Below are 22,254 nucleotides of genomic sequence, written 5' to 3' on the forward strand. Positions count from 1 at the left end.
AGCCACTCTGACCTGGTCGGAAGACGGTGAGATCAGTTCTTCTGGATCTGGTCGAAGCTCAGCTCGACCGGGGTCTCGCGACCGAAGATCTCGACGAGGCCCTTGACCTTCTTCGAGTCCGGGTTGATCTCGTTGATCGTGGCCTGGAGGGTCGCGAAGGGACCGTCCGTGACCGTGACCGAGTCGCCGACCTCGAAGTCCAGAACCTGGACCTCCAGCTTGCGGGCGGGGGCGGGCTTGCCCTCGGCCTCGGCGGCCTCGCGGGCGGCCTTCTCCTCGGCCTCCGGGGCGAGCATCTTGACGATCTCGTCCAGGGTCAGCGGGTACGGGTCGTAGGCGTTGCCCACGAAGCCGGTGACGCCGGGGGTGTTGCGGACGACGCCCCAGGACTCGTTCGTCAGGTCCATGCGGACGAGAACGTAACCGGGAAGCTTGTTCTGCTTGACGTTCTTCCGCTCGCCGCCCTTGATCTGGACGATCTCTTCCTCGGGGACCTCGGCCTGGTAGATGAAGTCCTCGACGTTGAGCGAGACGGCACGCTGCTCGAGGTTGGCCTTCACGCGCTTCTCGTAGCCCGCGTAGGTGTGGATGACGTACCACTCGCCGGGGAGGGTGCGGAGCTCCTCGCGAAGCGCGGCGACCGGGTCGACCGGGGCGGCCGGCTCGGCCTCCTCCTCGGTCTCGTCCTCGGCGTCCTCGGCCTCGTCGGACTCCTCGGCGTCGGACTCGTCCGACTCCTCTTCCTCGGCGTCCTCGTCGGACTCCTCGGCGTCAGCCTCGTCCTCGTCGGCCTCGGCGTGGAGAGCGGCTTCCTCGGCGGCGTCGCCCGCAGCGTCGTCAGCAGCGTCGGCCTGGTCCTCGTCGGCGGCCTCGACGATGTCCAGCTCGTCCTCGACGGACTCGGACTCGAAGGCGTCGTTCAGGTTCGCGTCAGACACGGTGGCTGCTTCTTCCTGCGATACAGATGGGGTGGAACAAAAAGTCAGCCGAAGACGTACTTGACTGCTTCCTGGAAGCCATAGTCAATCACGGTGACAAGGCCGATCATGATGACGACGAAGATAATCACCACAGTGGTGTACGACGTCAGCTGGCTGCGAGTGGGCCAGACGACCTTGCGGAGCTCCGCGACGATCTGGCGGTAGAAGAGCGCGAGACGGCCCAGAGGGCCCTTCTTGCCGCGCTTGCCGCCCTTGCGAGTCTTCTTCTTCGACTCGGAGGCCTCGTCATCGGCATCAGGCATGTCGATGGAGCCTACGGCGTCCGTCACGATCTCTCACCTGATTCCGGGTCGGCCGTGCCGCGCCCGGGATGGAGCCGCACGGCGGTGCAATGAAGTACGTACATGCGCACAACACCTGGCGGTGTGTGTAGCAGGGCCGGAGGGACTTGAACCCCCAACCGCCGGTTTTGGAGACCGGTGCTCTACCAATTGAGCTACGACCCTTTGTTGGTGCCCCTCAACGTACCGCATCGTGAGATGTGGTCGGTGCGGGCCAACGAGGAGTGAGCATACGTGGTCATGGGGGTCCGCGTCGAACAGAAACCACGCCGACCTGCTCTCGGACGGGCGTACGACCGGTAATGACCGTTCCTGTCCGGTCCTTGAAACCTGTGTGCCGGGCCCTGATCCGGTCTGGGACCATGGGCCGTATGAGCGCTGCTACCCCTCCCACCGAGCGTCGGGTCTCCGCCCGCATCGGTGCGATCTCCGAGTCCGCCACCCTCGCCGTCGACGCCAAGGCCAAGGCCCTCAAGGCCGCCGGGCGCCCGGTGATCGGCTTCGGTGCCGGTGAGCCCGACTTCCCGACCCCCGACTACATCGTCGAGGCGGCCGTCGAGGCCTGCAGGAACCCGAAGTTCCACCGCTACACGCCGGCCGGCGGCCTGCCCGAGCTGAAGGCCGCGATCGCCGCCAAGACGCTGCGCGACTCGGGCTACGAGGTCGACGCCTCCCAGGTCCTCGTGACCAACGGCGGCAAGCAGGCGATCTACGAGGCCTTCGCCGCGATCCTCGACCCGGGCGACGAGGTCATCGTCCCGGCGCCCTACTGGACGACGTACCCCGAGTCGATCCGCCTCGCGGGCGGTGTCCCGGTGGAGGTCGTGGCCGACGAGACCACCGGCTACCGGGTCTCCGTCGAGCAGCTGGAGGCCGCGCGCACGGAGAAGACGAAGGTCGTCCTCTTCGTCTCGCCGTCCAACCCGACCGGCGCGGTGTACTCCGAGGCCGAGACCGAGGCGATCGGCCGCTGGGCCGTCGAGCACGGTCTGTGGGTCCTGACGGACGAGATCTACGAGCACCTGGTCTACGGCGGCGCCTCGGCGGTCTCCCTGCCGGCCGTCATGCCGGAGCTGCGCGACAAGTGCATCGTCGTCAACGGTGTCGCCAAGACGTACGCGATGACGGGCTGGCGCGTGGGCTGGATCATCGGCCCGAAGGACGTCGTGAAGGCCGCGACCAACCTCCAGTCGCACGCCACGTCGAACGTGAGCAACGTGGCGCAGGTGGCCGCGCTGGCCGCCGTGTCCGGCGACCTGGACGCCGTCGAGGAGATGGGGCGCGCCTTCGACCGGCGCCGCCAGACGATCGTGCGGATGCTCAACGAGATCGAGGGCGTCTACTGCCCGACCCCCGAGGGCGCGTTCTACGTGTACCCCTCGGTGAAGGGTCTGCTCGGCAAGGAGATCCGCGGCAAGCGCCCCGAGACCTCGGTCGAGCTCGCGGCCCTGATCCTCGACGAGGCCGAGGTCGCGGTCGTCCCCGGCGAGGCCTTCGGCACGCCCGGCTACCTGCGCCTGTCGTACGCGCTCGGCGACGAGGACCTGGTCGAGGGTGTGTCCCGGATGCAGAAGCTGCTGGCCGAGGCGACCGCGTAGTCGGTACCGCCCGGTGACATCACTGACCGGGCCCCCGGTTCTTCGGAACCGGGGGCCCGTTTTTGCGTTCTAGCAAGGTCCCGATCGGGGAAACGGGGTGCCTTCGTCCATTCGGGTGCGGCAGTATCAGTCGATGGAGCACGTTTCACGCGACATCACCCTGCTGCCCAAGGCCCATCTGCACCTGCACTTCACCGGTTCGATGCGGCCCACGACGCTCATCGAGCTGGCCGACAAGTACGGCGTCCATCTCCCCGATGCTCTGAGCAGCGGTACGCCCCCGAAACTGCGGGCGACCGACGAGCGCGGCTGGTTCCGCTTCCAGCGTCTGTACGACATCGCCCGCTCCTGCCTGCGCGAGCCCGAGGACATCCGGCGGCTCGTCCGCGAGGCGGCCGAGGAAGACGTCAGGGACGGCTCGGGCTGGCTGGAGATCCAGGTCGACCCCACCTCGTACGCGCCGCTGCTCGGCGGACTCATCGCGGCCATGGAGATCATCCTGGACGCGGTCGACTCGGCGTCCCGGGAGACCGGGCTCGGGATGCGGGTGCTCGTCGCCGCGAACCGGATGAAGCATCCCCTGGAGGCGCGGACGCTCGCCCGGCTCGCGGTGCGGTACGCGGACCGGGGCGTGGTCGGCTTCGGGCTCTCCAACGACGAGCGGCGGGGCATGGCGCGCGACTTCGACCGCGCGTTCTCGATCGCCCGTGACGGCGGTCTGCTCGCGGCCCCGCACGGCGGCGAGCTGACGGGCCCGGCTTCGGTACGGGACTGCCTGGACGATCTGCGGGCCTCGCGCGTCGGCCACGGGGTGCGGGCGGCCGAGGACCCCCGGCTGCTGCGGAAGCTCGCGGAGCGGGGGGTGACCTGCGAGGTCTGCCCCGCGTCGAACGTGGCACTCGGCGTGTACGAGCGGCACGAGGACGTACCGCTGCGGACGCTCTTCGAGGCCGGGGTGCCGATGGCGCTGGGCGCGGACGACCCGCTGCTCTTCGGCTCGCGGCTCGCCGCGCAGTACGAGATCGCCCGTCGGCACCACGGGTTCACGGACGCGGAGCTGGCGGAGCTGGCCCGTCAGTCGGTGCGCGGCTCGGCGGCCCCGGAGGGCGTCCGGGCGAAGCTGCTGGCGGGGATCGACGACTGGATCGCCGACTGATCCGTCGTCGGGGTCACCGGCCGAGCCCGTGCATCAGCGTGCGTGCGATCGAGCGGGCGAACTCGTCGAGCGGCTCGGGCGGGCCGCCGGCCTCGGTCATCTCGTACGCGAAGGCCCGCTGGACGCAGGCGCCGAGGAGGAGCGCGGCGGCCGCCCTGGGGTCGGCTCCGGCGGCGACGCGGCCGAGGCGCTGCTCGGTGCGGAGGTAGGCGGTGAGCCCCTCGACGGGCTTGTGCGGGCCGGCGCCCAGTCTGCGCATGCCCTCGTCGTGGCGGGCCTTGAGCTGTGGCTCCGCGTAGAGCGAGGCGGCCATCGGGAAGCTCTCCTCGTAGAAGAGGGCGGCCTGCCGGGCGATGTCCGTGAGGTTCTCCTCGACGGTGCGGCTGCCGGGGTCGGCGGCGAGGGCGCCGAGCAGTCCGCCGAGGCGGGGCAGCCGTTCGTCGAGGACGGTCAGGAAGAGCTCTTCCTTGCTCGCGAAGTACTTGTAGAGCGCCGCCTCCGAGCATCCGGCGGCCTTGGCGATCTCCTTGGTCGTGGTGCGGGCGAGCCCCGCCGTCCGCATGAGGTCGCGCGCGGCGTCGATGATCCGTACGCGGGTCGGCTTCTGTTCCATGCATCCTCCACTCGCGCTTGACGCGTGAGTGAGTATCCACCCACCCTGGGGGTGAGTGAACACTTACCCACCCCGGGAGGGTGCGACATGAAGCTCACAGTCTTCGGCGCGACCGGCGGTATCGGCCGGGAGATCGTCCGCCAGGCACTGGCCTCGGGCCACGAGGTGACGGCGGTGGTACGGGACCCCGCGCGGCTGGCGGTCACCGGCGAGCGGCTCGTGGTCCACCGGGCGGACCTCACCGACCCGGAGGCCCTGCGCCCGGCCGTCGCCGGCAGGGACGCCGTGCTCTCGGGTCTCGGCGCGCGCGGTCGGGCGAACGCGGGCGTGGCGGCGCGGCTGACCGGCTCGGTGCTCGCGGCCATGGAGGCGGAGCGGGTGCGGCGGCTCGTGGTGGTCAGCGCGGCGCCGCTGGGCCCGGCCGCGGAGGGCGACGGAATGCTCGACAAAGCCGCCCTCGCGGTGATCAACCGTGTCCTGAAGGACATCTACGCCGATCTGCGGGTGATGGAGTCCGCGCTGGCGGCGAGCGCCACGGACTGGACCTCGGTCCGCCCTCCGAAGCTGACGGACAAGCCCTTCACCGGCCGGTACCGCACGGTCGTCGGCGGCAACCCGCCCCGGGGCCGCACGCTGGCCCGCGCGGACGTGGCCCACGCGATGCTGGCGATGATCGACGCCCCGGCGACGGTCGGTCAGGGCGTCGGAGTCGCGTACTAGGGGGTGTCCGTCCGGCGGATCGGGGCCGGACCGGCCCTGGGAGCGGCTACAGCTCCACGCCCACCGTGACGGGCTCGTTGACGAGGGTGATCCCGAAGGCGTCCCGCACCCCGGCGACGACCTCGCGGGCGAGGGCCAGGAGGTCCTCGGTGGTCGCCTCGCCGCGGTTGGTGAGGGCGAGCGTGTGCTTGGTGGAGATCCGGGCGGGCCCTGTTCCGTACCCCTTGGTGAACCCGGCCCGGTCGATCAGCCAGGCCGCGGAGGTCTTCACGGCGCCGTCCTCGCCCGTGGGGAAGGCCGGCGGGGTGACGTCGGGGCCGAGCCGTCCGGCCACGCGCGCGAGGAAGGTCTCGTACTCCCCCGCCGTGAGGATCGGGTTCGTGAAGAACGAGCCGGCGGACCAGGTGTCGTGGTCCGCCGGGTCCAGGACCATGCCCTTGCCGGCGCGGAGCTTCAGGACGGTCTCACGGGCGGTCGCGAGCGGGACGCGGTCGCCGGCCTCGACGCCGAGGGCGCGGGCGGTCTCCGGGTACTTGATCGGCGCCGACATCCCGTCCGCGTCCTCGAGCTCGAAGCGGACCCGCAGCACCACGTACCGCTCGGGCTGGTCCTTGAAGAGGCTGTGGCGGTACGAGAAGGCACACTCGGCGTTGGTGAGGGTGACGGTCTCCTCGGTGAGCCGGTCGTAGGCGACGACCTCGGTGACGGTGGCGGAGACGTCCTGCCCGTACGCGCCGACGTTCTGGATCGGGGTCGCTCCGGCCGAGCCGGGGATGCCGGCGAGGCACTCGATCCCGGCGAGCCCTGCCTCGACGGTCCGCGCGACGGCGTCCGTCCAGACCTCGCCCGCGGCGAGCTCCAGGCGCGTGCCCTCCAGGGCGAAGCCGGCGGTGGCGATGCGCAGCGCCGTGCCGTCGAAGCCCTTGTCCCCGATGACCAGGTTGGAGCCGCCGCCGATGACGAGCAGCGGGGTGCCCGTGGCGTCGGCCTCGCGGACGGCCGCGACCACCTCGTCGTCGGTGGTGGCGGTGACGAGCCGGGTGGCGGGTCCGCCGAGCCGGAAGGTGGTCAGGGGGGCGAGGGTGGCGTCGTGGAGTGGCTGCACGGGCTCAAGCGTACGAGAAAGAGCCATGACCCATCGCGCGCGCAAGGGGTCATGGCTCACGGGCGTCAGGCGAGCTCGACCACGGCCCGCGACATGCCCAGGACCTTCTGGCCCGCGCTCATGGCGGTGATGTCGACCCGCACCTTCCGGTCGTCCAGCTTCGCGGCGACCTTGGCGCTGACCTCGATGAGGGCGCCCTGGTCGTCGTTGGGGACGACGACGGGCTTGGTGAAGCGGACGCCGTACTCGACGACGGCGGCGGGGTCGCCGGCCCAGTCGGTGACGACGCGGATCGCCTCGGCCATGGTGAACATGCCGTGGGCGATGACGTCCGGGAGGCCGACCTCCACCGCGAACTTCTCGTTCCAGTGGATGGGGTTGAAGTCCCCGGAGGCGCCGGCGTACCGCACGAGTGTGGCGCGCGTCACCGGGAAGCTCTGCGCGGGCAGCTCGGTGCCGACCTCGACCTCGTCGTAGGCGATCTTGGCGGTCATGGTCAGGCCCCCTCGGGTGCGCGGGAGACGAGTTTCGTCCAGGCGGTCACGACGTGCTCGCCGGAGGCGTCGTGGACCTCGCCGCGGATGTCCAGGATGTCGTTGCCCGCGAGGGACTTGATCGCCTCGATGGTGGAGGTGACCGAGAGCCGGTCCCCGGCGCGTACGGGCCGGGTGTAGGCGAACTTCTGGTCGCCGTGGACCACGCGGCTGTAGTCGAGGCCGAGCTGCGGGTCCTCGATGACGGCGCCCGCGGCCTTGAACGTGATGGCGAACACAAAGGTGGGCGGGGCGATCACGTCGGAGTGGCCGAGCGCCTTGGCCGCCTCGGTGTCGGTGTACGCGGGATTGGCGTCACCGATCGCCTCGGCGAACTCGCGGATCTTCTCGCGGCCGACCTCGTAGGCCGCGGTGGGCGGATAGGTCCGGCCCACGAAGGACTGGTCGAGCGCCATGGACTCGATACCTCCTGGATTCATTGCCGTGCGGACAAACGACACGAGGCCGCCCCCTGGTGGGGACGGCCTCGTGTACGAGCCTGATTAACGCGTCTCGCGGTGCGCAGTGTGCGAGTTGCAGCGAGGGCAGTGCTTCTTCATCTCAAGACGGTCCGGGTTGTTACGCCGGTTCTTCTTGGTGATGTAGTTCCGCTCCTTGCACTCCACGCAGGCCAGCGTGATCTTCGGGCGGACGTCGGTGGCAGCCACGTGAGTGCTCCTTGACGGACGGATGGGATGGATGAACGCATAAAAGAGTAGCCGATCGCAGGACCGACCCCACAATCGGCTACCGTGTGTAGCGGTGACCGGACTTGAACCGGTGACACAGCGATTATGAGCCGCTTGCTCTACCGACTGAGCTACACCGCTTTGATGATCCGGATCCCGCCCGAAGGCGGGTTCCTTCTCACCAGAGCCCCAATACGGAATCGAACCGTAGACCTTCTCCTTACCATGGAGACGCTCTACCGACTGAGCTATTGGGGCGAGCGAGGAAGACATTACACGGTCTCCGGGCCATCACCCAAATCCGTTTCCTCGTGCCCTTGCGACGGCCCTGACCAGGCCCGTCACCAGGCGTCACGTACGCCACTCGTGGACTCATCGGTACGACTATTGCGCTCCTCCTCGAAGGTCGGTCCGAGCCGCCCTAGGCTCTGCCCCACCTTGCGCGATCTTGATCTTGAGGAGCTTTGAGGAGCCCGATGTCAGCCGACAGCAAGCAGCCCCAGCCACCCGAGGACGGGGCCGCCACCACGGCCGACTCGACCTCGCTCCTGCTCTCCCACGCGCGCCTCACCGACGGCCGGACCGTGGACGTCCGGCTCGTCGGCGGGCGGATCGAGGCCGTGGGCACGGCTGGCAGCCTCAGCGCAGGCGCCGGTTCCCGTGTCGACCTCGCCGGCTATCTGCTGCTGCCCGCCGCCGCCGAACCCCACGCCCACGCCGACACCGCGCTCTCCGCCGACACGCCGGGCCCCGTCTCGTACGCCCCGGACGAGGTGCAGCGGCGGGCCACCGAGGCCGCCCTCCTCCAGCTGGGCCACGGCGCGACCGCGCTGCGCGCGCACGTGCGGATCGGCGACGTCCAGGGGATCGGCCCCCTGGAGGCGGTCCTCCAGGCGCGGCGCTCGCTGCGCGGCCTCGCCGACCTGACGGCCGTCGCCGTCCCCCGGCTCCTCACCGGGGTGGCGGGCGCGGACGGGCTCGCCATGCTGCGGGACGCCGTGAAGATGGGCGCCGGCGTCGTCGGCGGCTGCCCGGACCTCGACCCGGACCCGGCCGGCTACGTGGAGGCGGTCCTGGAGGTCGCGGCCGAGCACGGCTGCCCGGTCGACCTGCACACCGACGGGGACGACCCGGCCCGGCTCGCCCGGCTCGCGGCGATGGCCGGCGGGCTGCGGCCCGGGGTGACGATCGGGCCGTGCGCCGGGCTCGGCCGGCTCCCCGCCGACGCGGCACGGCGGGCGGCGGACCAGCTGGCGGCGGCCGGGGTGACGGTGATGTGCCTGCCGCAGGGCGGCTGCGGGGGCACGGAGCTGCGCGGCGCGGCGCCGGTCCGGCTGCTGCGGGCGGCCGGGGTGCGGGTCGCGGCGGGCAGCGGGGCGCTGCGGGACCTGTCGAACCCGGTGGGGCGCGGGGACCCGCTGGAGGCGGCGTATCTGCTCGCCTCGCTCGGCGGGCTGCCGCCCCAGGAGGCGTACGCGGCGGTGAGCGCGGGGGCGCGGGCCGCGATGGGGCTGCCTGAGGTGCGGGTGGAGGCGGGCTTCCCTGCGGAGCTGCTCGCGGTGCGCGGCGAGCGGCTCGCGGGCGTGCTGTCCCTCGCGTACAGCCGGATCGTGGTGCACCGGGGGCGGGTGGTTGCAAGGACGAGCGCGGTGCGGGAGTACTGCGACTCGGCGGCGGCCCTCGATCTGCCCAGGCAGGTGCGGCCGGAGCGGCCGCCCGAGCCGGGGAGCCCTCCGGCCGGTCCCGTCGTACGGTCGTGAGTATGCGCATCGTCATCGCTGGAGGACACGGACAGATCGCCCTGCGCCTGGAGAGGCTGCTCTCGGCGGGCGGACACGAGGTGGCGGGGATCATCCGCCGGCCCGAGCAGGGCGACGACCTACGCGCGGCGGGCGCCGAGCCGGTCGTCCTGGACCTGGAGTCGGCGTCGGTGGAGATGGTCGCCGCGGTGCTCCAGGGCGCCGACGCGGCGGTCTTCGCGGCGGGCGCGGGCCCGGGCAGCTCGGTGGACCGCAAGGACACGGTGGACCGCGCGGCGGCCGTGCTCTTCGCGGACGCGGCGGAACGGGCGGGCGTACGGCGCCATGTCGTCGTCTCCTCGATGGGCGCGGACGCGTCCCACCCGGGCGACGAGGTCTTCGACGCCTACCTCCGCGCCAAGGGCGCCGCCGACGACTCGGTCCGCGCCCGCACGGCCCTGGACTGGACGATCCTGCGCCCGGGCTCCCTGACGAACGACGCGGGGACGGGCCTGATCCGCCTGGAGGCCCACACGGGCCGGGGCCCGGTGCCGCGCGACGACGTGGCGGCGGTCCTCGCTGAACTCCTCGACACCCCGGCGACGGCCGGTCTGACCCTGGAGCTGATCAGCGGCTCGACGCCGCTCTCGGTCGCGGTGAAGGACGTGGCCGGAAACTGATCCGGAAACGAGTGAAGGTCCCCGGTGCAAGCACCGGGGACCTTCTTCGCGTGGCGACGCCAGGATTCGAACCTGGGTAGGCTAAGCCGACGGATTTACAGACTACTGACGTTGCGTCAAGTGCATAGTGGCTGACCTGCACTTGAACGACTCAGGCACTCCTGCCGAGAAGCTGTCGTCCATGCACCGTCCAGGCAGCCCCCAGACTCTGGTCGAGGCGTCCCTACGCGCCCACTACCTTTCGACGGCGCAATGCGCTGAGATGGCGCGTCATGAGACTACGCACACGCCTCCGGGGGCGCTTGCAGAGACGGCCTCGCCAGTCCCACCGCTCGCCAGTGACCATGGCCGTAGTTCTAGGAGTTCCAGCAGCACTCGGCCTAGTCCTTCTACTACTGGGCCCTCTCACTTGGGTAATAGCTGGCGATTCCGTCAGGAATCTTGACGGTAAAGAGCAAGTCGACGCGTTGAACGCCACACGCCAAACGGTGCTAGCAGCCACAGGAGGAATAGTTCTTGCACTTGGCTTGGCATACACTGCCCAGACTTATCACCTCTCCCAAAGGGGACAAGTGACCCAGAGATTCAGCACAGGGGTCACTCAACTTTCTTCCGAAAAGCTCGAAGAACGACTGGGAGGGGTTTTCGCTCTGGAGCACATCGCAGCAGAGTCGCCACAAGAGCACCTCACAGTCATCACCACACTTGCAACTTACGTTCGGGAGCACACACGCCGCAGCGGTCGCTCATATCCGTCACCCCCCGATACCACTGAGGACTGGGAAAGCCTGCTTCCAGAATGGGGCACCGAGCTCCCATCAGACATTCAGGCAGCCATGGAAGTACTCGCCCGCCGACCGGAAAGAACCGAACCTCGCCGCATTGATCTACGGCACACGAACCTTTCCGGACTGATGATGCGAGAGTTCGAGTTCGAGTCGCGGCCCCGGCTCACCCGAATGTTCTTGACCTGGTGCGACCTGCGCCGCGCCGACATGCGGGGGGTCGACCTGAGGGGTTCAATCCTCAACACATCCGACTTGAGCGCTGCGTGGCTAGATCGCGCCCAACTTGCGGGCGTGCAATTTTCTTCAGCCAGACTATGTGGTGCGAGACTAGGTGGCGCCGACATTCTCGGAGCTGATTTCTGCTTGGCCGACCTGAGAGATGTTTCGGGGCTAACAGCGGCACAGCTCTCAGGCGCAGTAATAGATGAAGCAACCAAGCTACCCGAAGAGCTCGAAAGGGATCCATGGGTAATTGCTCGGCGATCGTTCTGTCGCACTTGGCGCGAAACTCATGGTGCGTTTTCAACGCCCCCGCCCACCCCTGCCCCGGCAGGGTGCTAGCCGCCACCCGCTACGCGCAGACCCCGGGTAGGAGTCGGCAGGCTACCTGACCCTAAAATCTATTAGGCACGCATACAGCGGTTGCCGGCCACCTTGAACGCTGCCGTCCAGCGCCTGCGGGTGCGGAACTCAAGAGGAGACCCACGTGGCAAATTCCAGCCCGCGCGGAACCTACCTGCTCATCGCGGCAGCGCTGCGTAAGAGGATCGAAGACGGTGAGGTGCGCTCTGCCCTGCCATCCGAGACTCAACTTATGGCAGAGCACTCCGTGTCCAGGAACACGATCCGCCGCGCTCTCAAGGTCCTGGCAGACGATCGCGTGATCAGGTCCACGCCCGGCGTCGGCTGGCAGGTGGGGGGAGGCAACGAGCAGCGGCCGCTTGCTGAACGCCTGATCGATCTCATCACCGAAGACTCTCTGGCGATCGGTGACGCCTACCCATCGGAGTCAAAGCTGTGCGAACGATTCCAGGTGTCCCGGACTGCCGTTCGCCGTGCCCTAGGCCAGTTGGAGGGGAGCGGTCTGCTTGAGACCACTCATGGAAAGGGACGCAAGGTACGCGGTCTCCCAACCTCGCCTGAGCAGCCGTAGCCTTGGCGACCATGGGGTCTACTGCGTGGGCGTACTCACTCTCCGAATCGCTGCTGTCCGAGCCGTTGCCGCGCCGCTGGGCGCATTCCCTCGGCGTCGCCAAGCGGGCCCGGTCCCTGAGTCCGATCCTGGGGCGGGACGCTGAGCTGCTGGAGGCCGCTGCCGTACTGCATGACATCGGCTACTCCCCCTCCATCGCCGCCACCGGCTTTCACCCGCTCGACGGGGCCCGGTTCCTCCGGGACCAGGAGGGCGCCGACGAACGGGTCGTCCGGCTTGTCGCCCATCACTCCTGCGCGCTCCTGGAAGCCGAAGAGCGAGGGCTCCGGCAGGAGCTGGAGACAGAGTTCGCGCTGGAGCGGCCCGAGCTGGTGGACGCGCTCATCGTGTCCGACATGACGACGACGCCAGACGGCGAGCACACGACGCCGGCAGCCCGGCTGGACGAGATCGTGCAGCGGTACGGCCCGGACACGATCGTCGGCCGGTTCATTCAGCGGGCGGCTCCGGAGATCCACGCCGCCAACGAGCGGGTGGAAGGGCGGATGGCCGCAGCCGCGGCGAACGCTCAGCCGATGTAGGGCTCCCGGTGTGCCCGGTCCAGGCCGTGCCGCATGCGCAGCCGCATGGACGGGTGGATGTCCAGGTCATCGAGGTCCGCCGGGTCCACCCAGCGGACCTCTTTCGACTCGCTGCTCGTACGGAGAGAGCCACCAACCGGGTGGGCCCGGAAACAGATCGAGAACTGCTGCCGCACCTCGCCGTCGTCGTACGCGAGCACGTGCTCAGGGTCGGTGTAGAGCCCGACGATGCCGTCCACCACCACCTTGACCCCGGTCTCTTCCTCCACCTCGCGCACGGCTGTGTCGGAGATCCGTTCGCCGATGTCGTGGCCGCCGCCAGGAAGCGCCCACAGGTCGTTGTCGGTCTTGTGGATGACCAGGAGTCGCCCAGCGCCGTCACGGACGACCACCGTCACCGAAGGCACCACCGAGTTGGCCTTCGGGGCCTTGGGGTCACGGAAGTAGTCGATCCGGCTCATGCGCTTGAACCTCCCAGGTCGGTGGGCGAGGAGATGGGCCGCGCGGTCTCCCAGACCCGCTCGATGCTCTCAGCGTAGGCATCGAACAGTTCGCCCCCGGGGATGCGCTGAATGTGCAGGACCGGAGCCATGTACGCGCCCACGCCGTACAGGTGCCCGTTGGCCAGCATCTCGTCGTCGGCCCGGTAGATGGAGTTGTAGAGCGTCGTGGAGTGGAGCCGGAACTCCACGCCGGGGAGCCCGAACAACGGCGCGTAGTTGACCAGCGCGTTGCGAATCTTGCTCGCCATCGCGCCCCCGATCCCCTCGTCGCCGCCTCGTACCGCGACCGCGGCCGAGTCGGGGTCTCCGAGCATGAACCGCACCGGGACGCCGGCCGCCGACTTCTCCTTGACGACCTGGTGAAAGGCAGCGTCCTCCGTGAGCCAGAAGCCCGAGTAGACCAGCACGTCGAAGTGCCGCGTGGCCCTGGCGTAGAGCTGCGGCCAGAGCCGGTTCGGCACGACGGAGCGGTGCGGGTACAGCTGCACCAACTCCGCGTTGCCCGCTTCGGTGACCTCAGCAGACGTCCGCTCCTCCGGCCACAGGTAGGACATCTCGCACTGCAGGAGCGAGGCCGCGGCGTACTTGAAGCGACGGTACGGCTGACGCTTGGGCTCATTGATCCAGCGCTCGACAGTCTTCGCCGAGACCCCCAGTCGCTCTGCGACTTGATCGAGCGTCATACCGCTCTCGATGATCGCGCCGCGTAGTCGCTCATTGGCCATGTCGTGCTCTCCCCCCGACGGGACGACTTGGGACGACTTTCACCGTAGCGAGTCGTCTCGGAGCCGTACATGCGCGGAGTCCAGCGTCTGCCCTGATCAAGCCAAGCTGGACACATCGAACGGGACGGACTCGCAAACCCCGAAGAACCAAGGGACTTGACGATGCGAATCCTTCTCAGCATGATGAGGAACAGGTAGTACATGTACCTCATGGGGCTTCGGTCCGGTGAGGTGTGCTGCCCACGAGTTCAGGGCGGGGACGCTGCAATCCCGCTAAAGGCCAGGTAGGACGCAATGGGCTTCGGCCCGACTGGCGAGGTGGCCCGGCGACCGCGAGCAACGGCCGGAGAGTGGGGACACAGGTCCCCCTTGCAGTGCTTCATCCCGTCCGACCCAACCCGAGGGGGCCTCGATGTACCGACGAACGCTCTGGGCGCCGACCGTGCTGGACCGGCACGACGGCCACGCCCACACCGCGTCCTCCTGATCCGCCGCCGCTTCGGCGCACCGGGCTATCCGGTGATTCGCGGACGTCATGCCACCCGCGCAGCGGTTGCTGCGGCCGGTTGCCTCCTCCGCCCGTCCGGACCCCGAACGCGGGGCGCCGTACGGACGGGGTCGAGGGGAGCCGGAGATTCCTGGCTCTAACGGCGAGACCCCCCGGTGTTCGAGCACCGGGGGGTCGTTTCGGGCCGTTCCTGTCTGAGAGGAACACACCCAATGCTGTCCATCGCTGCACTTCAGGCCGCTGTTACGGCCACTCCGTTCGACGGTGAGCCGTCAGACGCGGAGCTGGACGCGATCGAGACCGAGATGCCGCTGATCCTGGCGGACGTCGAGCTGCTCGACGCGGTGATCAAGACGCTGGACCGTCCGGCCACCAAGCTGGACGAGCGGCGGATCCGCCGGGCCCGTCACCGGGTCGTGGCGGCCCGGCGGGACCTCACCAACCGCGCGGGCATGGTGCGGACGGGCGGTGCCGCGTGAGCCCGCTGACGCTGGCGGATCTGTCCGCCCCGCTGATGACCCTGCGGATGCTGGGAGCGGAGTTCCCGCACCTGCCGGCGCCGTGCGTGACCGTCTCGACGGTCTACCCGGAGCGGTTGGAGCTGTCGTTCCACGATGACTTCGCCGGTTTCGAGGCGTGGCGCGAGGCCTTGAACATCGCTCCCGAGAGCGTCGTTCATCGTGTTCAGGTCGGCGGTCAGACCGGCGTGCTGCGCGTTCGCGCGACGTTCGCCGGGGCCGAGCTGGAGCTGACCGGCTACGCGAAGGTCCCGGCCCTGGAGCCGGTGCTTTCGGGGGCGGGGGCCGTGTCGTGAACGGTGTTCAGATCCGTTCAGCGGAGCGGGCCCTGTCGGTGGGCACGTGGCTGATCGTGTCCGGAGCGATGCTCTACTCGGTCCTCACGGTCACGCCGCTGATGGCCGCCCACACCGCTGACGAGTGGGACTGGACATCGCCGATTCTGCCGCTCGTGGTGGACGCGGCGGTCGTGATCGTGGTCCGCCTCGACTCCGTCCTCGCCCGCCTCGACGGGCACGGCGGCAGGTGGCCCATCGCGCTTCGCTGGATGACCGGCTGCATGACCCTGGCGCTGAACGTCGCAGACTCCGCCCTGAAGAAAGACCTGGTCGGGGTGGCAGTGCACGCGGTGGCGCCACTGCTGCTGATCGTTACGGCTGAGACCGGCCTCGCCTACCGCCGGGCCATCACGAACGCGCTCACAGCCGTACAGGAGCGTGAACGGGCCGAGCGTGAGGCGCGCGAGAGGGCGGCTGTCGAGCGGGCCGAGGCCGTCGAGAAGCGGGCCCGTGAGGCGCGGGAGTTCGAGGCTCGGATGGCGCGTGAACAGCGTGAGCACGAAGCCGCCCTTGCCCGTGAACAGTCCGATCGGGAAGAGCGCGCACGGCGTGAGGAGCGCGAGCGGGTCGAGGCCGTCGAGAGGGCGGAGCAGGCCGAGCGTGAACGCCGTGAGCGCGAGCGTGAACAGCAGCAGATCGAGCGTGAACGCCTTGAACGCGAGGCCGCCGCACGCGCCGAGCGGGAGCGCCGGGAGCGGGAGGCGGCCCGGCTGCGTGAACAGCGCGAGCAGGCCGAGCGCGCCGAGCGTGAACGCGCTGAACTCCTCGCCGCCGGCGCCGCGAGCGGGAAGCAGTCGGAGGAGCTGGCCCGCAAGACCGTGGTCGCCGCCTTCCACGCAGGGGTGCCGGTGCGGCAGGCCGCCGAGCTGTGCGGCTGGTCCGTCGGCTGGGTCTCCACCCGCTACCAGGAACTCCGCGACAACGCCCCCGCCCGGTCCCTGGAAGGAGCCGCGCAGTGAAGCTCTCCCCGAACACCGCCCCGCCCGAGCCCGCCAACCTGCTGATCCGGTTCCACAACCAGACCGGGGCCGCCGTCGACGTCACCGGCAACCACAGCTCCTACTCCTGCCGGTGGTACTGCCACGGCTGCGGCGAGAAGTCCGGCGGCGACTACGTGAAGTACACCCGCAGCGCGGCGAACGAGCACGCCGTGGCCTGCCGGGCGTCCTACCACCGGCTTTCCTGATGGCGGGCCTGCCCGTCTACCGCTGGCGTCTGGCGCCGGAGGGGCTGGCGACGTTCCGGCAGCTCCGTGCGCTCGGGCTGCGGCCGGCCGGTCAGCCGGTCGTGGCCCAGCTCGAACGCCCCCGCCGTCGGCGCGACCCTCTGGTCGCGTTCCTGTACCGGGTCGACCTGGCGCTTCCGGTCCGGCCGATGACGCCCGCGCGGTGGGCGGCGCTGGAGCGGGCGAACGCGGCGCGGCGGGTCTGCCCGGAGTGTGGGCGGGACGCCGGATACCGGATCCCGTCCTCGCTCGGCATGTGCGTCCCGTGTGCGGACGCTCCCCACATCGCTGCCTGACCTGGAGGTTTGCCATGCAGAACACTCAGCGCCAGGGATCGCACATGTACGTGCTGACCTTGCAGAACAGGCACGGTGCGACGTGCACGTTCACCGGTACCCACACCCCGCCTGAGGGGTGGACCCGGTTCGACGTGCACGACCAGCTCCGGGCCGAATCGGTCCGCAGCTACCCCTCCATGGAGGGCGCGACGGTCCTGTTCTTCTCCCTGGAGCCCAACACCCTCTGACCGGCACCGCCCCGTGGCCGCCTCGCCAATCGGCGCGGCGTCCACGTCCATCTCTCCGCACTTGTAAGGGAGTTGAGTCGTGTCCCGACGTTCCCGCCCTCGCACGGTGAAGGTGCCCCAGGGTGCCACGACCGTGCATATCCCGAGGCAGCGCGGCCGCCAGGCCGCCGCCCCGGTCGTCGTTCTCGTCCCCGAGCAGCCCCGCTCGCTCTCCGCCCGCGCCGCGCGGGTGGTCGGCGGCTGGGCGTGGCGCCACCGCGCCGCGTGGGCCCCATCCGGTTTCGCCGTTCTCGCCTTCGCGGTCACGGCCGTCGTGCACATGATCGCGCCGTGGATGGCCTGGGTCCTGGCCGCCGCGACACTCGCGCCCGCCGCCGGCCTGTGGTGGGCCCGCCGCAAGCGCCCCGAGGTCCTCGGTGAGCGGCCCGCCCGCCTCCTCGCGCTCGCCGGGCTGACCACGGCCGCGCTCGGCTGGGCCGCCGGCATCGTGCACTTCGGCCCGCTCGCGGAGCTGCTGGCGTGGCTGTGGCTGCTGCTCGCCGCTGCCGCGCAGGTCTTCTGGATCGTCGTCCGTCGCTCGAACTGACCTGAGGAGATCCCGTCATGGCTCAGATCCCCAACGGGCGGCGCACCGCCCGACCCCAGCAGCCCCGGACCAATACCAACCGCTCGAACGGAAATAAGTCGGACAAGTTCGCCAACGCCGGCGCCGCCGTCGGCGGGTTCGTCGGCGCGATGGGCGGCTCGTTCGTCCCGCCGGTGAACGTCAACGTCAGCCGCACCACCGTCAACGGCAACGGCGGCCGTCGGCCGCACTCGCAGGCGCTGATGCCGGAGCCGGACTTCAGCTCTCCTTCGCAGGTACGGGCCTACTGCAACCACCTGCGCGCCACCGCCGTCGCGCTGTCGATCGAGGTCGCGATGGGCGCGGAAATCCTCAAGAGCGTTCTCGCGGCTGTCCCGGACCCCGACGGCCGGATCGGCGGCTCGCGGATCCGGGCCGCGAAGGTCGCACGCAAGCTCCAGAAGTCCGCCGACGAGCTGCGCAACGCCGCCAAGCTCGCCGCCTCCACCTACGCGGTGTTCCAGCAGGAGTACCAGGAGGAGATCAACCGCGTCCGCCACCACGCCCGCCCCCGCCCGCAGCAGCGCATGAACTGGACACAGCAGTAGAGCAGTTGAAAGGAGGTCCGGTCATGGCCGGACGCAACACGACCATAGACGTGCTGGACGACGACGCCCGCGGCTCCGGCGGCGGCACGATCGCCCGCTACCTGCTCCACCGTGCCAAGCCCCACCTGCCGCCGTGGCTCGGCGTCGCCGGAACCGGCGTGGCCGGACTCCTCGGCAACCTGCGGTGGGCGGACAGCGCCGCCGCCGGCGTCGGCCTCACCGCCGTCTCCGTCGCCCTGACCGGCGCCACGTGGTGGATCGGCCGGTCCAGCTCGCAGCAGCGCCGCCTGCACTCCGCCATCACGGTGGCAGCCGGATCGGCGTGGCTGACCGGCGCCTGCCTGGCCGGACCGACGGCGGGGCCGCTGGACGACCTGTACCTGATGGGCGGCGCGGCACTCGCGCTGTCGTGGAACGTGCGCATGGTCATGCGCCGCACCGACGAGACCCCGACCGCGACGGGCGGAGACAAGGGGCTGCTGGAGAAGGTCGGTCTGGCCAGGGCCGCGATCGGGTCGACGAAGGTCGAGCCGAACCGGGTGACCGCTCAGATCGCGCTGGAGCCGGGCGAGCAGACCACCGAAGACGTGGCCAAGGTGCTACCCCGGCTCGCCTCCGCGCTCGACCTGCCGACGACCGCGCTGCGGTTCATGCCGAACGCGGACTCCGCCCGCCGGGGCGAACTGGTCATCGTCCCCGAGGACATGCTCGCCGAGGTCCTGGAGTACGACGGCCCGACCCGGCTCGGCGGGTCAATCGCGGACCCGCTGGTCATCGGCCGGTACGACGACGGCTCCCCGCTCGTGCTGTGGCTCCCGGGCGACCCGGAGGTGGGCCGCAACGCGACTCACCTGCTGATCGCGGGCGGGACCGGCTCCGGCAAGGGCGACGGCGCCCTGAACGTCCTGACCGAGATCGTCTCCCGCACGGACGTCAACGTACTGCTCTCGGACCCCAAGTCCTTCCAGGACTTCCGGCCCCTCCTCCCCGCCTTCGACTGGGCAGAGGAGGGCGGGCCCGGTACGGAGGCGATGGTGGAAGCGCTCCAGGCCGCCATCCCCGCCCGGACCCGCTGGCTCGGTGCCCACCGCTACCGCCAGTGGACCGTCCAGGCGGCCGGCAAGCAGACAGACCCAGCGCACTCCTGCCGCACCGACGGCACCGCGTGCGGCTGCGAGGGCATGGCCTACCTGGTCGCGTGGTTCGAGGAGGCCGCGAACACCCTGCGAGCCCTCGGAGACGACGCGTTCACCGGCATCGCCCAGGAGGCCCGCGCCGCCGGCGTCTCCCTGATCGTCTCCCTCCAGCGCCCCAGCTACGACCAGATGAGCACCAGCACCCGCGCCTCCCTGCCGTCCGTGCTCGCGTTCGGCTGCGACCCCCGCGACGAGGGATTCGCGCTCCCCGAGACCGTCCTCGACGCCGGGGCCCACCCCGGCGCGTGGGGCAACCGCCGCCCCGGCTACTGCTACCTCGTCTCGGCGGGCATCCCCGAGGACCGCTACCCCGCCCCGGGCCGCACGCGACGCTTCACCACCCGCTCCATGGACGTCATGGAACAGCTCGCGGACTGGGCCGCCGCCAACGGCGCCCCGATGGACCTGGTCACCGCCCGGGCCTTCGAGGCGACCGTCGGCAACGCCTACACCCACCGCACCCGCCACACACCCGACACCGCCCCGCAGCCGCGGGCGGTGGACGCCGAGGAAGTGAACGCGGGCATGCTGCTCGACCCCGAGGACGATGGCATCGACCCCGACGCCGACCTCCCCGGCGACGAACTCGGCGATGATGCACCGCTGTTCGGCGCGGACCCGGGCCGCAAGCCCACCCCGGAGGAAGCGCGGCTCCTGTTCGAGGAGGCGCTGGAGGAGTTCGAGGAGGAGGGCCGGATGATCGTCGGCCCGAAGGACTTCTCCGACTGGTGCGAGACCCACGGCTACAGCCGCCCCTGGATCTCCGCCCGCTTGAAGGACGCCGCCCTCGACGGCCGCCTGGAACCGACGAACCAGTCCGGCCGCTGGCGGATCGTCCCCGCCCTCGCCGCCGCCTGACACCCCGCGTGACGCCTGACACCGTCACGGGCCCCTGACACCCAAACCCTTAGGCGGGAACGGGTGTCACGCGCCCTGACACCGGCGCCTGACACCCTCTGACACCTGCCCTGACACCCGGCACACGGGCCCGTGACACCCACCCGTCACGGGCCCGTGCCATACCCCCGAGGAGACGCCATGCCCTACCCCGAGCAGCCCCCCGGGCCCACCGCCGTCCACTACCCCGTCCCCCTCCACCCGGCCGCGAGCGCCCCGCTCGCCACGGTCACGCCGACCGGTCTCCCGGCGGTCCAGAGTGTCCAGCTCCCCGACGGCCGCATCGTCACCGGCTACACCCTCACCCCCGCCCCGCCCGTCCCCGCGATCACCCCCGGAGCGGTGCCCGCGTGGGCCAAGACCACGGCCCTGCTCGCCCCCACCGTCGGCGGCGGGATCACCGCCGCCGGCATCGGACTCTCCTACGCCGCCCCGGGACTCATCGCCATGAGCCACGCCCTCTGGTCCGCCGCCGCCCTCGTCGTCGCAGCCGTCATCGCCGTCCCCGTCCTCCTCCGGACCGCCCGCCGAGCCACCGGCAGCAACCGCGGGGGCGGGTCGACGCACATCACGCAGAACGTCACCGCGACCGGCCTGTTCGGCCGCGCCAACGGCACCATCAACCACCACTGAGGAGCCCCACCGATGGCCAGCATCCGCATCACCTCCTACGGCACCGGACACAACGACGCCCCCACCGCCCCCGACCCCGTCGTCGTCGACACCACCGCCCTGCGCAACCCGCCCGACGACCCCGCCGTCCGCGCCCGACTGACGCAGCTCACCGGACGGCACGCCGACGTCGCCGCCTACGTGCTGGCCACCCCCGGCGCACACGACCTCATCGACAACGCCCGCCGCAGCATCGAGCAGCGCATCGAGGGCGGCGAGCAGCGCATCGACGTCCACGTCCACTGCTACGGCGGCCGACACCGCTCCGTCGCCATCGCCGAACTCCTCGCCGTCGACCTCTCCGTCCTCGACGACTACGTCCACATCCACCACCGCCACATCGACCAGCCGATCCTCCCCGCCCGCACCACCGCCTAGCAGCACGAAGGGCGGCCCCCGTCTCGCCAAAGCCGGGGCCGCCCTCGTCTACCAGCACCGCTCAGAGAACTGGAGATACCAAGCATGACCCATGCCATCCCGATCCGGCGAGACGCCCGGACCGGTCACCTCAATGTGGCCCTGCGGCTGGCCGCCGACGGACTGCCGGTCCTGCCACTGCGCGCCGGGAAGGGCCCGTTCGGCAACTGCCGGAACTGCGCCAACAACGCGTGCGGCGGACGGCCGAACATGAAGACCCCCGGCCCCTGCCAGTGCCCGTGGCCGTGCCACGCCTGGGCCGCCGCCACCTCCGACCCCACCACCATCACCTCCCCGGCCTGGAAGACCGCGTGGAGGTACGCCGGGACCGTCGGCTATCACCCCGGCGGCGCCGGGGTGACCGTGGTCGACCTCGACAACACCGAGGCCGTCGACTGGGCCCGGGAGAACCTGCCCCCGACCCGGACCGTTGGCACGACGCGCGGCGAGCACTGGATCTACCAGGGCACCATGCGCTCCGTGAACGGCGTCCGCGAGGGCGTCGACCTCAAGTCCACGATGTCCTACGCCCGGTGGCTCGGCCCCGGCACCGGCACCATGACGCCGCTGCCGGAGGTCGTGCTCGCGCTCGCCGAGAAGGAGCCCACCGCCATCCGGCCGACGCCACATGCCGTGACCGTGCCCCTGCCTACCGGAGGCGGGGAGTGCCGTCACCGCTCGCCCTCCTACCTGGAGCGTGGCATCGCCATGGCGGAGCAGCGCATCACCGATGCCACCAGCGCGGTCCACGCCACCGTGTACCGGACGTTCCTCGCGGTGCTGTCCGCCCATGGCCGGTGCGGCTGCCTCACCGAGACCCACATCGGCCGGCTGTTCACCGCCGCGCAGGCCAAGGGGGAGTCTCCCCGGCACTGCACGGACGCCTGGACCAACGCCCGTTCCGCTCTGGGCATGTGAC

Annotated in this window: 29 protein-coding genes and 3 tRNA genes; 20 read left to right on the forward strand and 12 right to left on the reverse strand. The window is 70.4% G+C overall.

The genetic code is table 11. The annotated features are described in order from the left end of the window. Positions 1-32: 32 nt before the first annotated feature. The 3 genes from nusG to DEJ46_RS15915 all read right to left on the reverse strand — a co-directional run bounded on the left by nusG (position 33) and on the right by DEJ46_RS15915 (position 1,447). Entirely contained in the window at positions 33-938 is a 906-nt protein-coding gene (nusG, locus tag DEJ46_RS15905; protein ID WP_150267066.1) for a transcription termination/antitermination protein NusG, read from the reverse strand. Positions 939-982: 44 nt separating this feature from the next. Then, the gene (gene secE, locus DEJ46_RS15910) at positions 983-1,270 is read right to left on the reverse strand and encodes a preprotein translocase subunit SecE (RefSeq protein WP_141295768.1); all 288 of its coding nucleotides are present in this window, start codon (positions 1,268-1,270) and stop codon (positions 983-985) included. A gap of 104 nt (positions 1,271-1,374) precedes the next feature. After that, positions 1,375-1,447 (reverse strand) — tRNA-Trp (locus tag DEJ46_RS15915). A gap of 206 nt (positions 1,448-1,653) precedes the next feature. Here DEJ46_RS15915 and DEJ46_RS15920 point away from each other — a divergent pair. Together DEJ46_RS15920 and DEJ46_RS15925 are read left to right on the forward strand one after the other, a co-directional pair. Further along, positions 1,654-2,880, forward strand: coding sequence for a pyridoxal phosphate-dependent aminotransferase (locus tag DEJ46_RS15920; RefSeq protein ID WP_150267068.1), 1,227 nt, complete (start codon positions 1,654-1,656; stop codon positions 2,878-2,880). A gap of 133 nt (positions 2,881-3,013) precedes the next feature. Further along, positions 3,014-4,036: an adenosine deaminase gene (locus tag DEJ46_RS15925; RefSeq protein WP_150267070.1), complete on the forward strand. Its 1,023-nt coding sequence runs from the start codon at positions 3,014-3,016 to the stop codon at positions 4,034-4,036. Between the two features lie 13 nt (positions 4,037-4,049). On the opposite strand, the gene DEJ46_RS15930 is transcribed toward DEJ46_RS15925, so the two are convergent. Then, positions 4,050-4,649: a TetR/AcrR family transcriptional regulator gene (locus DEJ46_RS15930; RefSeq protein WP_150267072.1), complete on the reverse strand. Its 600-nt coding sequence runs from the start codon at positions 4,647-4,649 to the stop codon at positions 4,050-4,052. An 87-nt stretch (positions 4,650-4,736) separates the two neighbouring features. Between DEJ46_RS15930 and DEJ46_RS15935 the strand changes: the two genes are divergently transcribed. After that, positions 4,737-5,369, forward strand: coding sequence for an NAD(P)-dependent oxidoreductase (locus DEJ46_RS15935; RefSeq protein ID WP_150267074.1), 633 nt, complete (start codon positions 4,737-4,739; stop codon positions 5,367-5,369). A gap of 46 nt (positions 5,370-5,415) precedes the next feature. On the opposite strand, the gene DEJ46_RS15940 is transcribed toward DEJ46_RS15935, so the two are convergent. The 6 genes from DEJ46_RS15940 to DEJ46_RS15965 all read right to left on the reverse strand — a co-directional run bounded on the left by DEJ46_RS15940 (position 5,416) and on the right by DEJ46_RS15965 (position 7,954). Further along, positions 5,416-6,474: a UDP-N-acetylmuramate dehydrogenase gene (locus DEJ46_RS15940; protein WP_150267076.1), complete on the reverse strand. Its 1,059-nt coding sequence runs from the start codon at positions 6,472-6,474 to the stop codon at positions 5,416-5,418. A 65-nt stretch (positions 6,475-6,539) separates the two neighbouring features. Beyond that, positions 6,540-6,968, reverse strand: a complete 429-nt coding sequence (locus DEJ46_RS15945) for a MaoC family dehydratase (RefSeq protein ID WP_150267078.1) — start codon at positions 6,966-6,968, stop codon at positions 6,540-6,542. Between the two features lie 2 nt (positions 6,969-6,970). Continuing rightward, positions 6,971-7,423, reverse strand: a complete 453-nt coding sequence (locus DEJ46_RS15950) for a MaoC family dehydratase N-terminal domain-containing protein (protein ID WP_150267080.1) — start codon at positions 7,421-7,423, stop codon at positions 6,971-6,973. Positions 7,424-7,510: 87 nt separating this feature from the next. Then, complete coding sequence (gene rpmG, locus DEJ46_RS15955) at positions 7,511-7,675, reverse strand: 50S ribosomal protein L33 (RefSeq protein WP_003956487.1); 165 nt, start codon at positions 7,673-7,675, stop codon at positions 7,511-7,513. 89 nt (positions 7,676-7,764) lie between these two features. Further along, positions 7,765-7,837: transfer RNA gene (locus DEJ46_RS15960), tRNA-Met, on the reverse strand. Between the two features lie 44 nt (positions 7,838-7,881). Beyond that, a tRNA-Thr gene (locus DEJ46_RS15965) sits at positions 7,882-7,954 on the reverse strand. A gap of 218 nt (positions 7,955-8,172) precedes the next feature. Between DEJ46_RS15965 and DEJ46_RS15970 the strand changes: the two genes are divergently transcribed. From DEJ46_RS15970 to DEJ46_RS15990, 5 genes are all read left to right on the forward strand, one after another. Then, positions 8,173-9,456, forward strand: a complete 1,284-nt coding sequence (locus DEJ46_RS15970; protein ID WP_150267084.1) for an amidohydrolase family protein — start codon at positions 8,173-8,175, stop codon at positions 9,454-9,456. 2 nt (positions 9,457-9,458) lie between these two features. Beyond that, positions 9,459-10,115 carry an NAD(P)H-binding protein gene (locus tag DEJ46_RS15975; protein ID WP_190622672.1) on the forward strand — a complete coding sequence of 219 codons (657 nt, stop codon included), beginning with the start codon at positions 9,459-9,461 and terminating at the stop codon, positions 10,113-10,115. 959 nt (positions 10,116-11,074) lie between these two features. Next, positions 11,075-11,464 carry a pentapeptide repeat-containing protein gene (locus tag DEJ46_RS40905; RefSeq protein ID WP_223835469.1) on the forward strand — a complete coding sequence of 130 codons (390 nt, stop codon included), beginning with the start codon at positions 11,075-11,077 and terminating at the stop codon, positions 11,462-11,464. Between the two features lie 145 nt (positions 11,465-11,609). Then, on the forward strand, positions 11,610-12,056 hold the full coding sequence (locus DEJ46_RS15985) for a winged helix-turn-helix domain-containing protein (RefSeq protein ID WP_150267089.1): 447 nt from the start codon (positions 11,610-11,612) through the stop codon (positions 12,054-12,056). A gap of 11 nt (positions 12,057-12,067) precedes the next feature. After that, entirely contained in the window at positions 12,068-12,637 is a 570-nt protein-coding gene (locus DEJ46_RS15990) for an HD domain-containing protein (protein WP_190622676.1), read from the forward strand. Here DEJ46_RS15990 and DEJ46_RS15995 read toward each other — a convergent pair. Both DEJ46_RS15995 and DEJ46_RS16000 read right to left on the reverse strand, forming a co-directional pair. Next, on the reverse strand, positions 12,625-13,098 hold the full coding sequence (locus tag DEJ46_RS15995; RefSeq protein ID WP_150267092.1) for an NUDIX hydrolase: 474 nt from the start codon (positions 13,096-13,098) through the stop codon (positions 12,625-12,627). The genes DEJ46_RS15990 and DEJ46_RS15995 overlap by 13 nt on opposite strands. Beyond that, positions 13,095-13,865, reverse strand: coding sequence for a helix-turn-helix domain-containing protein (locus DEJ46_RS16000; RefSeq protein WP_150267094.1), 771 nt, complete (start codon positions 13,863-13,865; stop codon positions 13,095-13,097). Before DEJ46_RS16000 ends, DEJ46_RS15995 begins: the two co-directional genes overlap by 4 nt. A 720-nt stretch (positions 13,866-14,585) precedes the next feature. On the opposite strand from DEJ46_RS16000, the gene DEJ46_RS16005 reads away from it, so the two are divergent. The 12 genes from DEJ46_RS16005 (at position 14,586) to DEJ46_RS16060 (ending at position 22,253) form a co-directional block, all read left to right on the forward strand. Further along, complete coding sequence (locus DEJ46_RS16005; protein ID WP_150267096.1) at positions 14,586-14,852, forward strand: DUF6284 family protein; 267 nt, start codon at positions 14,586-14,588, stop codon at positions 14,850-14,852. After that, positions 14,849-15,187, forward strand: a complete 339-nt coding sequence (locus tag DEJ46_RS16010) for a hypothetical protein (protein ID WP_150267098.1) — start codon at positions 14,849-14,851, stop codon at positions 15,185-15,187. The genes DEJ46_RS16005 and DEJ46_RS16010 overlap by 4 nt, the downstream gene beginning before the upstream one ends. After that, positions 15,184-16,188 carry a DUF2637 domain-containing protein gene (locus DEJ46_RS16015; RefSeq protein WP_150267100.1) on the forward strand — a complete coding sequence of 335 codons (1,005 nt, stop codon included), beginning with the start codon at positions 15,184-15,186 and terminating at the stop codon, positions 16,186-16,188. The genes DEJ46_RS16010 and DEJ46_RS16015 overlap by 4 nt, the downstream gene beginning before the upstream one ends. Then, positions 16,185-16,415 (forward strand): hypothetical protein, encoded by a 231-nt coding sequence (locus DEJ46_RS16020; RefSeq protein WP_150267102.1) that lies wholly within the window; start codon positions 16,185-16,187, stop codon positions 16,413-16,415. Before DEJ46_RS16015 ends, DEJ46_RS16020 begins: the two co-directional genes overlap by 4 nt. After that, positions 16,415-16,750 carry an RRQRL motif-containing zinc-binding protein gene (locus DEJ46_RS16025; RefSeq protein ID WP_150267103.1) on the forward strand — a complete coding sequence of 112 codons (336 nt, stop codon included), beginning with the start codon at positions 16,415-16,417 and terminating at the stop codon, positions 16,748-16,750. The genes DEJ46_RS16020 and DEJ46_RS16025 overlap by 1 nt, the downstream gene beginning before the upstream one ends. Before the next feature lie 14 nt (positions 16,751-16,764). Continuing rightward, the gene (locus DEJ46_RS16030) at positions 16,765-16,980 is read left to right on the forward strand and encodes a hypothetical protein (protein WP_150267105.1); all 216 of its coding nucleotides are present in this window, start codon (positions 16,765-16,767) and stop codon (positions 16,978-16,980) included. Between the two features lie 133 nt (positions 16,981-17,113). Continuing rightward, positions 17,114-17,566: a hypothetical protein gene (locus DEJ46_RS16035; RefSeq protein WP_150267107.1), complete on the forward strand. Its 453-nt coding sequence runs from the start codon at positions 17,114-17,116 to the stop codon at positions 17,564-17,566. 17 nt (positions 17,567-17,583) lie between these two features. Then, positions 17,584-18,153: a plasmid transfer protein TraA gene (gene traA / locus DEJ46_RS16040; protein ID WP_150267109.1), complete on the forward strand. Its 570-nt coding sequence runs from the start codon at positions 17,584-17,586 to the stop codon at positions 18,151-18,153. 23 nt (positions 18,154-18,176) lie between these two features. Continuing rightward, positions 18,177-20,207: a plasmid transfer protein TraB gene (gene traB, locus DEJ46_RS16045; protein WP_150267111.1), complete on the forward strand. Its 2,031-nt coding sequence runs from the start codon at positions 18,177-18,179 to the stop codon at positions 20,205-20,207. A gap of 180 nt (positions 20,208-20,387) precedes the next feature. Further along, positions 20,388-20,879 carry a hypothetical protein gene (locus tag DEJ46_RS39910; protein WP_223834649.1) on the forward strand — a complete coding sequence of 164 codons (492 nt, stop codon included), beginning with the start codon at positions 20,388-20,390 and terminating at the stop codon, positions 20,877-20,879. 12 nt (positions 20,880-20,891) lie between these two features. Then, positions 20,892-21,296, forward strand: coding sequence for an RNase adapter RapZ (locus tag DEJ46_RS16055; protein WP_150267113.1), 405 nt, complete (start codon positions 20,892-20,894; stop codon positions 21,294-21,296). Between the two features lie 84 nt (positions 21,297-21,380). After that, positions 21,381-22,253: a bifunctional DNA primase/polymerase gene (locus DEJ46_RS16060; RefSeq protein WP_150267114.1), complete on the forward strand. Its 873-nt coding sequence runs from the start codon at positions 21,381-21,383 to the stop codon at positions 22,251-22,253. Position 22,254: the final 1 nt, after the last annotated feature.

Source organism: Streptomyces venezuelae (assembly GCF_008642375.1).
Classification (GTDB): Bacteria; Actinomycetota; Actinomycetes; order Streptomycetales; family Streptomycetaceae; genus Streptomyces; species Streptomyces venezuelae_G.

Excerpts from the sequence above, each read along its gene's own strand:
- DEJ46_RS15920 (WP_150267068.1), top strand. The coding sequence starts at position 1,654 with ATGAGCGCTGCTACCCCTCCCACCGAGCGTCGGGTCTCCGCCCGCATC.
- DEJ46_RS15925 (WP_150267070.1), top strand. The coding sequence starts at position 3,014 with ATGGAGCACGTTTCACGCGACATCACCCTGCTGCCCAAGGCCCATCTG.
- DEJ46_RS15930 (WP_150267072.1), bottom strand. The coding sequence starts at position 4,649 with ATGGAACAGAAGCCGACCCGCGTACGGATCATCGACGCCGCGCGCGAC.
- DEJ46_RS15935 (WP_150267074.1), top strand. The coding sequence starts at position 4,737 with ATGAAGCTCACAGTCTTCGGCGCGACCGGCGGTATCGGCCGGGAGATC.
- DEJ46_RS15945 (WP_150267078.1), bottom strand. The coding sequence starts at position 6,968 with ATGACCGCCAAGATCGCCTACGACGAGGTCGAGGTCGGCACCGAGCTG.
- DEJ46_RS15950 (WP_150267080.1), bottom strand. The coding sequence starts at position 7,423 with ATGGCGCTCGACCAGTCCTTCGTGGGCCGGACCTATCCGCCCACCGCG.
- DEJ46_RS15970 (WP_150267084.1), top strand. The coding sequence starts at position 8,173 with ATGTCAGCCGACAGCAAGCAGCCCCAGCCACCCGAGGACGGGGCCGCC.
- DEJ46_RS15975 (WP_190622672.1), top strand. The coding sequence starts at position 9,459 with ATGCGCATCGTCATCGCTGGAGGACACGGACAGATCGCCCTGCGCCTG.
- DEJ46_RS40905 (WP_223835469.1), top strand. The coding sequence starts at position 11,075 with ATGTTCTTGACCTGGTGCGACCTGCGCCGCGCCGACATGCGGGGGGTC.
- DEJ46_RS15990 (WP_190622676.1), top strand. The coding sequence starts at position 12,068 with ATGGGGTCTACTGCGTGGGCGTACTCACTCTCCGAATCGCTGCTGTCC.
- DEJ46_RS15995 (WP_150267092.1), bottom strand. The coding sequence starts at position 13,098 with ATGAGCCGGATCGACTACTTCCGTGACCCCAAGGCCCCGAAGGCCAAC.
- DEJ46_RS16000 (WP_150267094.1), bottom strand. The coding sequence starts at position 13,865 with ATGGCCAATGAGCGACTACGCGGCGCGATCATCGAGAGCGGTATGACG.
- DEJ46_RS16005 (WP_150267096.1), top strand. The coding sequence starts at position 14,586 with ATGCTGTCCATCGCTGCACTTCAGGCCGCTGTTACGGCCACTCCGTTC.
- DEJ46_RS16025 (WP_150267103.1), top strand. The coding sequence starts at position 16,415 with ATGGCGGGCCTGCCCGTCTACCGCTGGCGTCTGGCGCCGGAGGGGCTG.
- DEJ46_RS16030 (WP_150267105.1), top strand. The coding sequence starts at position 16,765 with ATGCAGAACACTCAGCGCCAGGGATCGCACATGTACGTGCTGACCTTG.
- traA (WP_150267109.1), top strand. The coding sequence starts at position 17,584 with ATGGCTCAGATCCCCAACGGGCGGCGCACCGCCCGACCCCAGCAGCCC.
- traB (WP_150267111.1), top strand. The coding sequence starts at position 18,177 with ATGGCCGGACGCAACACGACCATAGACGTGCTGGACGACGACGCCCGC.
- DEJ46_RS39910 (WP_223834649.1), top strand. The coding sequence starts at position 20,388 with ATGCCCTACCCCGAGCAGCCCCCCGGGCCCACCGCCGTCCACTACCCC.
- DEJ46_RS16055 (WP_150267113.1), top strand. The coding sequence starts at position 20,892 with ATGGCCAGCATCCGCATCACCTCCTACGGCACCGGACACAACGACGCC.
- DEJ46_RS16060 (WP_150267114.1), top strand. The coding sequence starts at position 21,381 with ATGACCCATGCCATCCCGATCCGGCGAGACGCCCGGACCGGTCACCTC.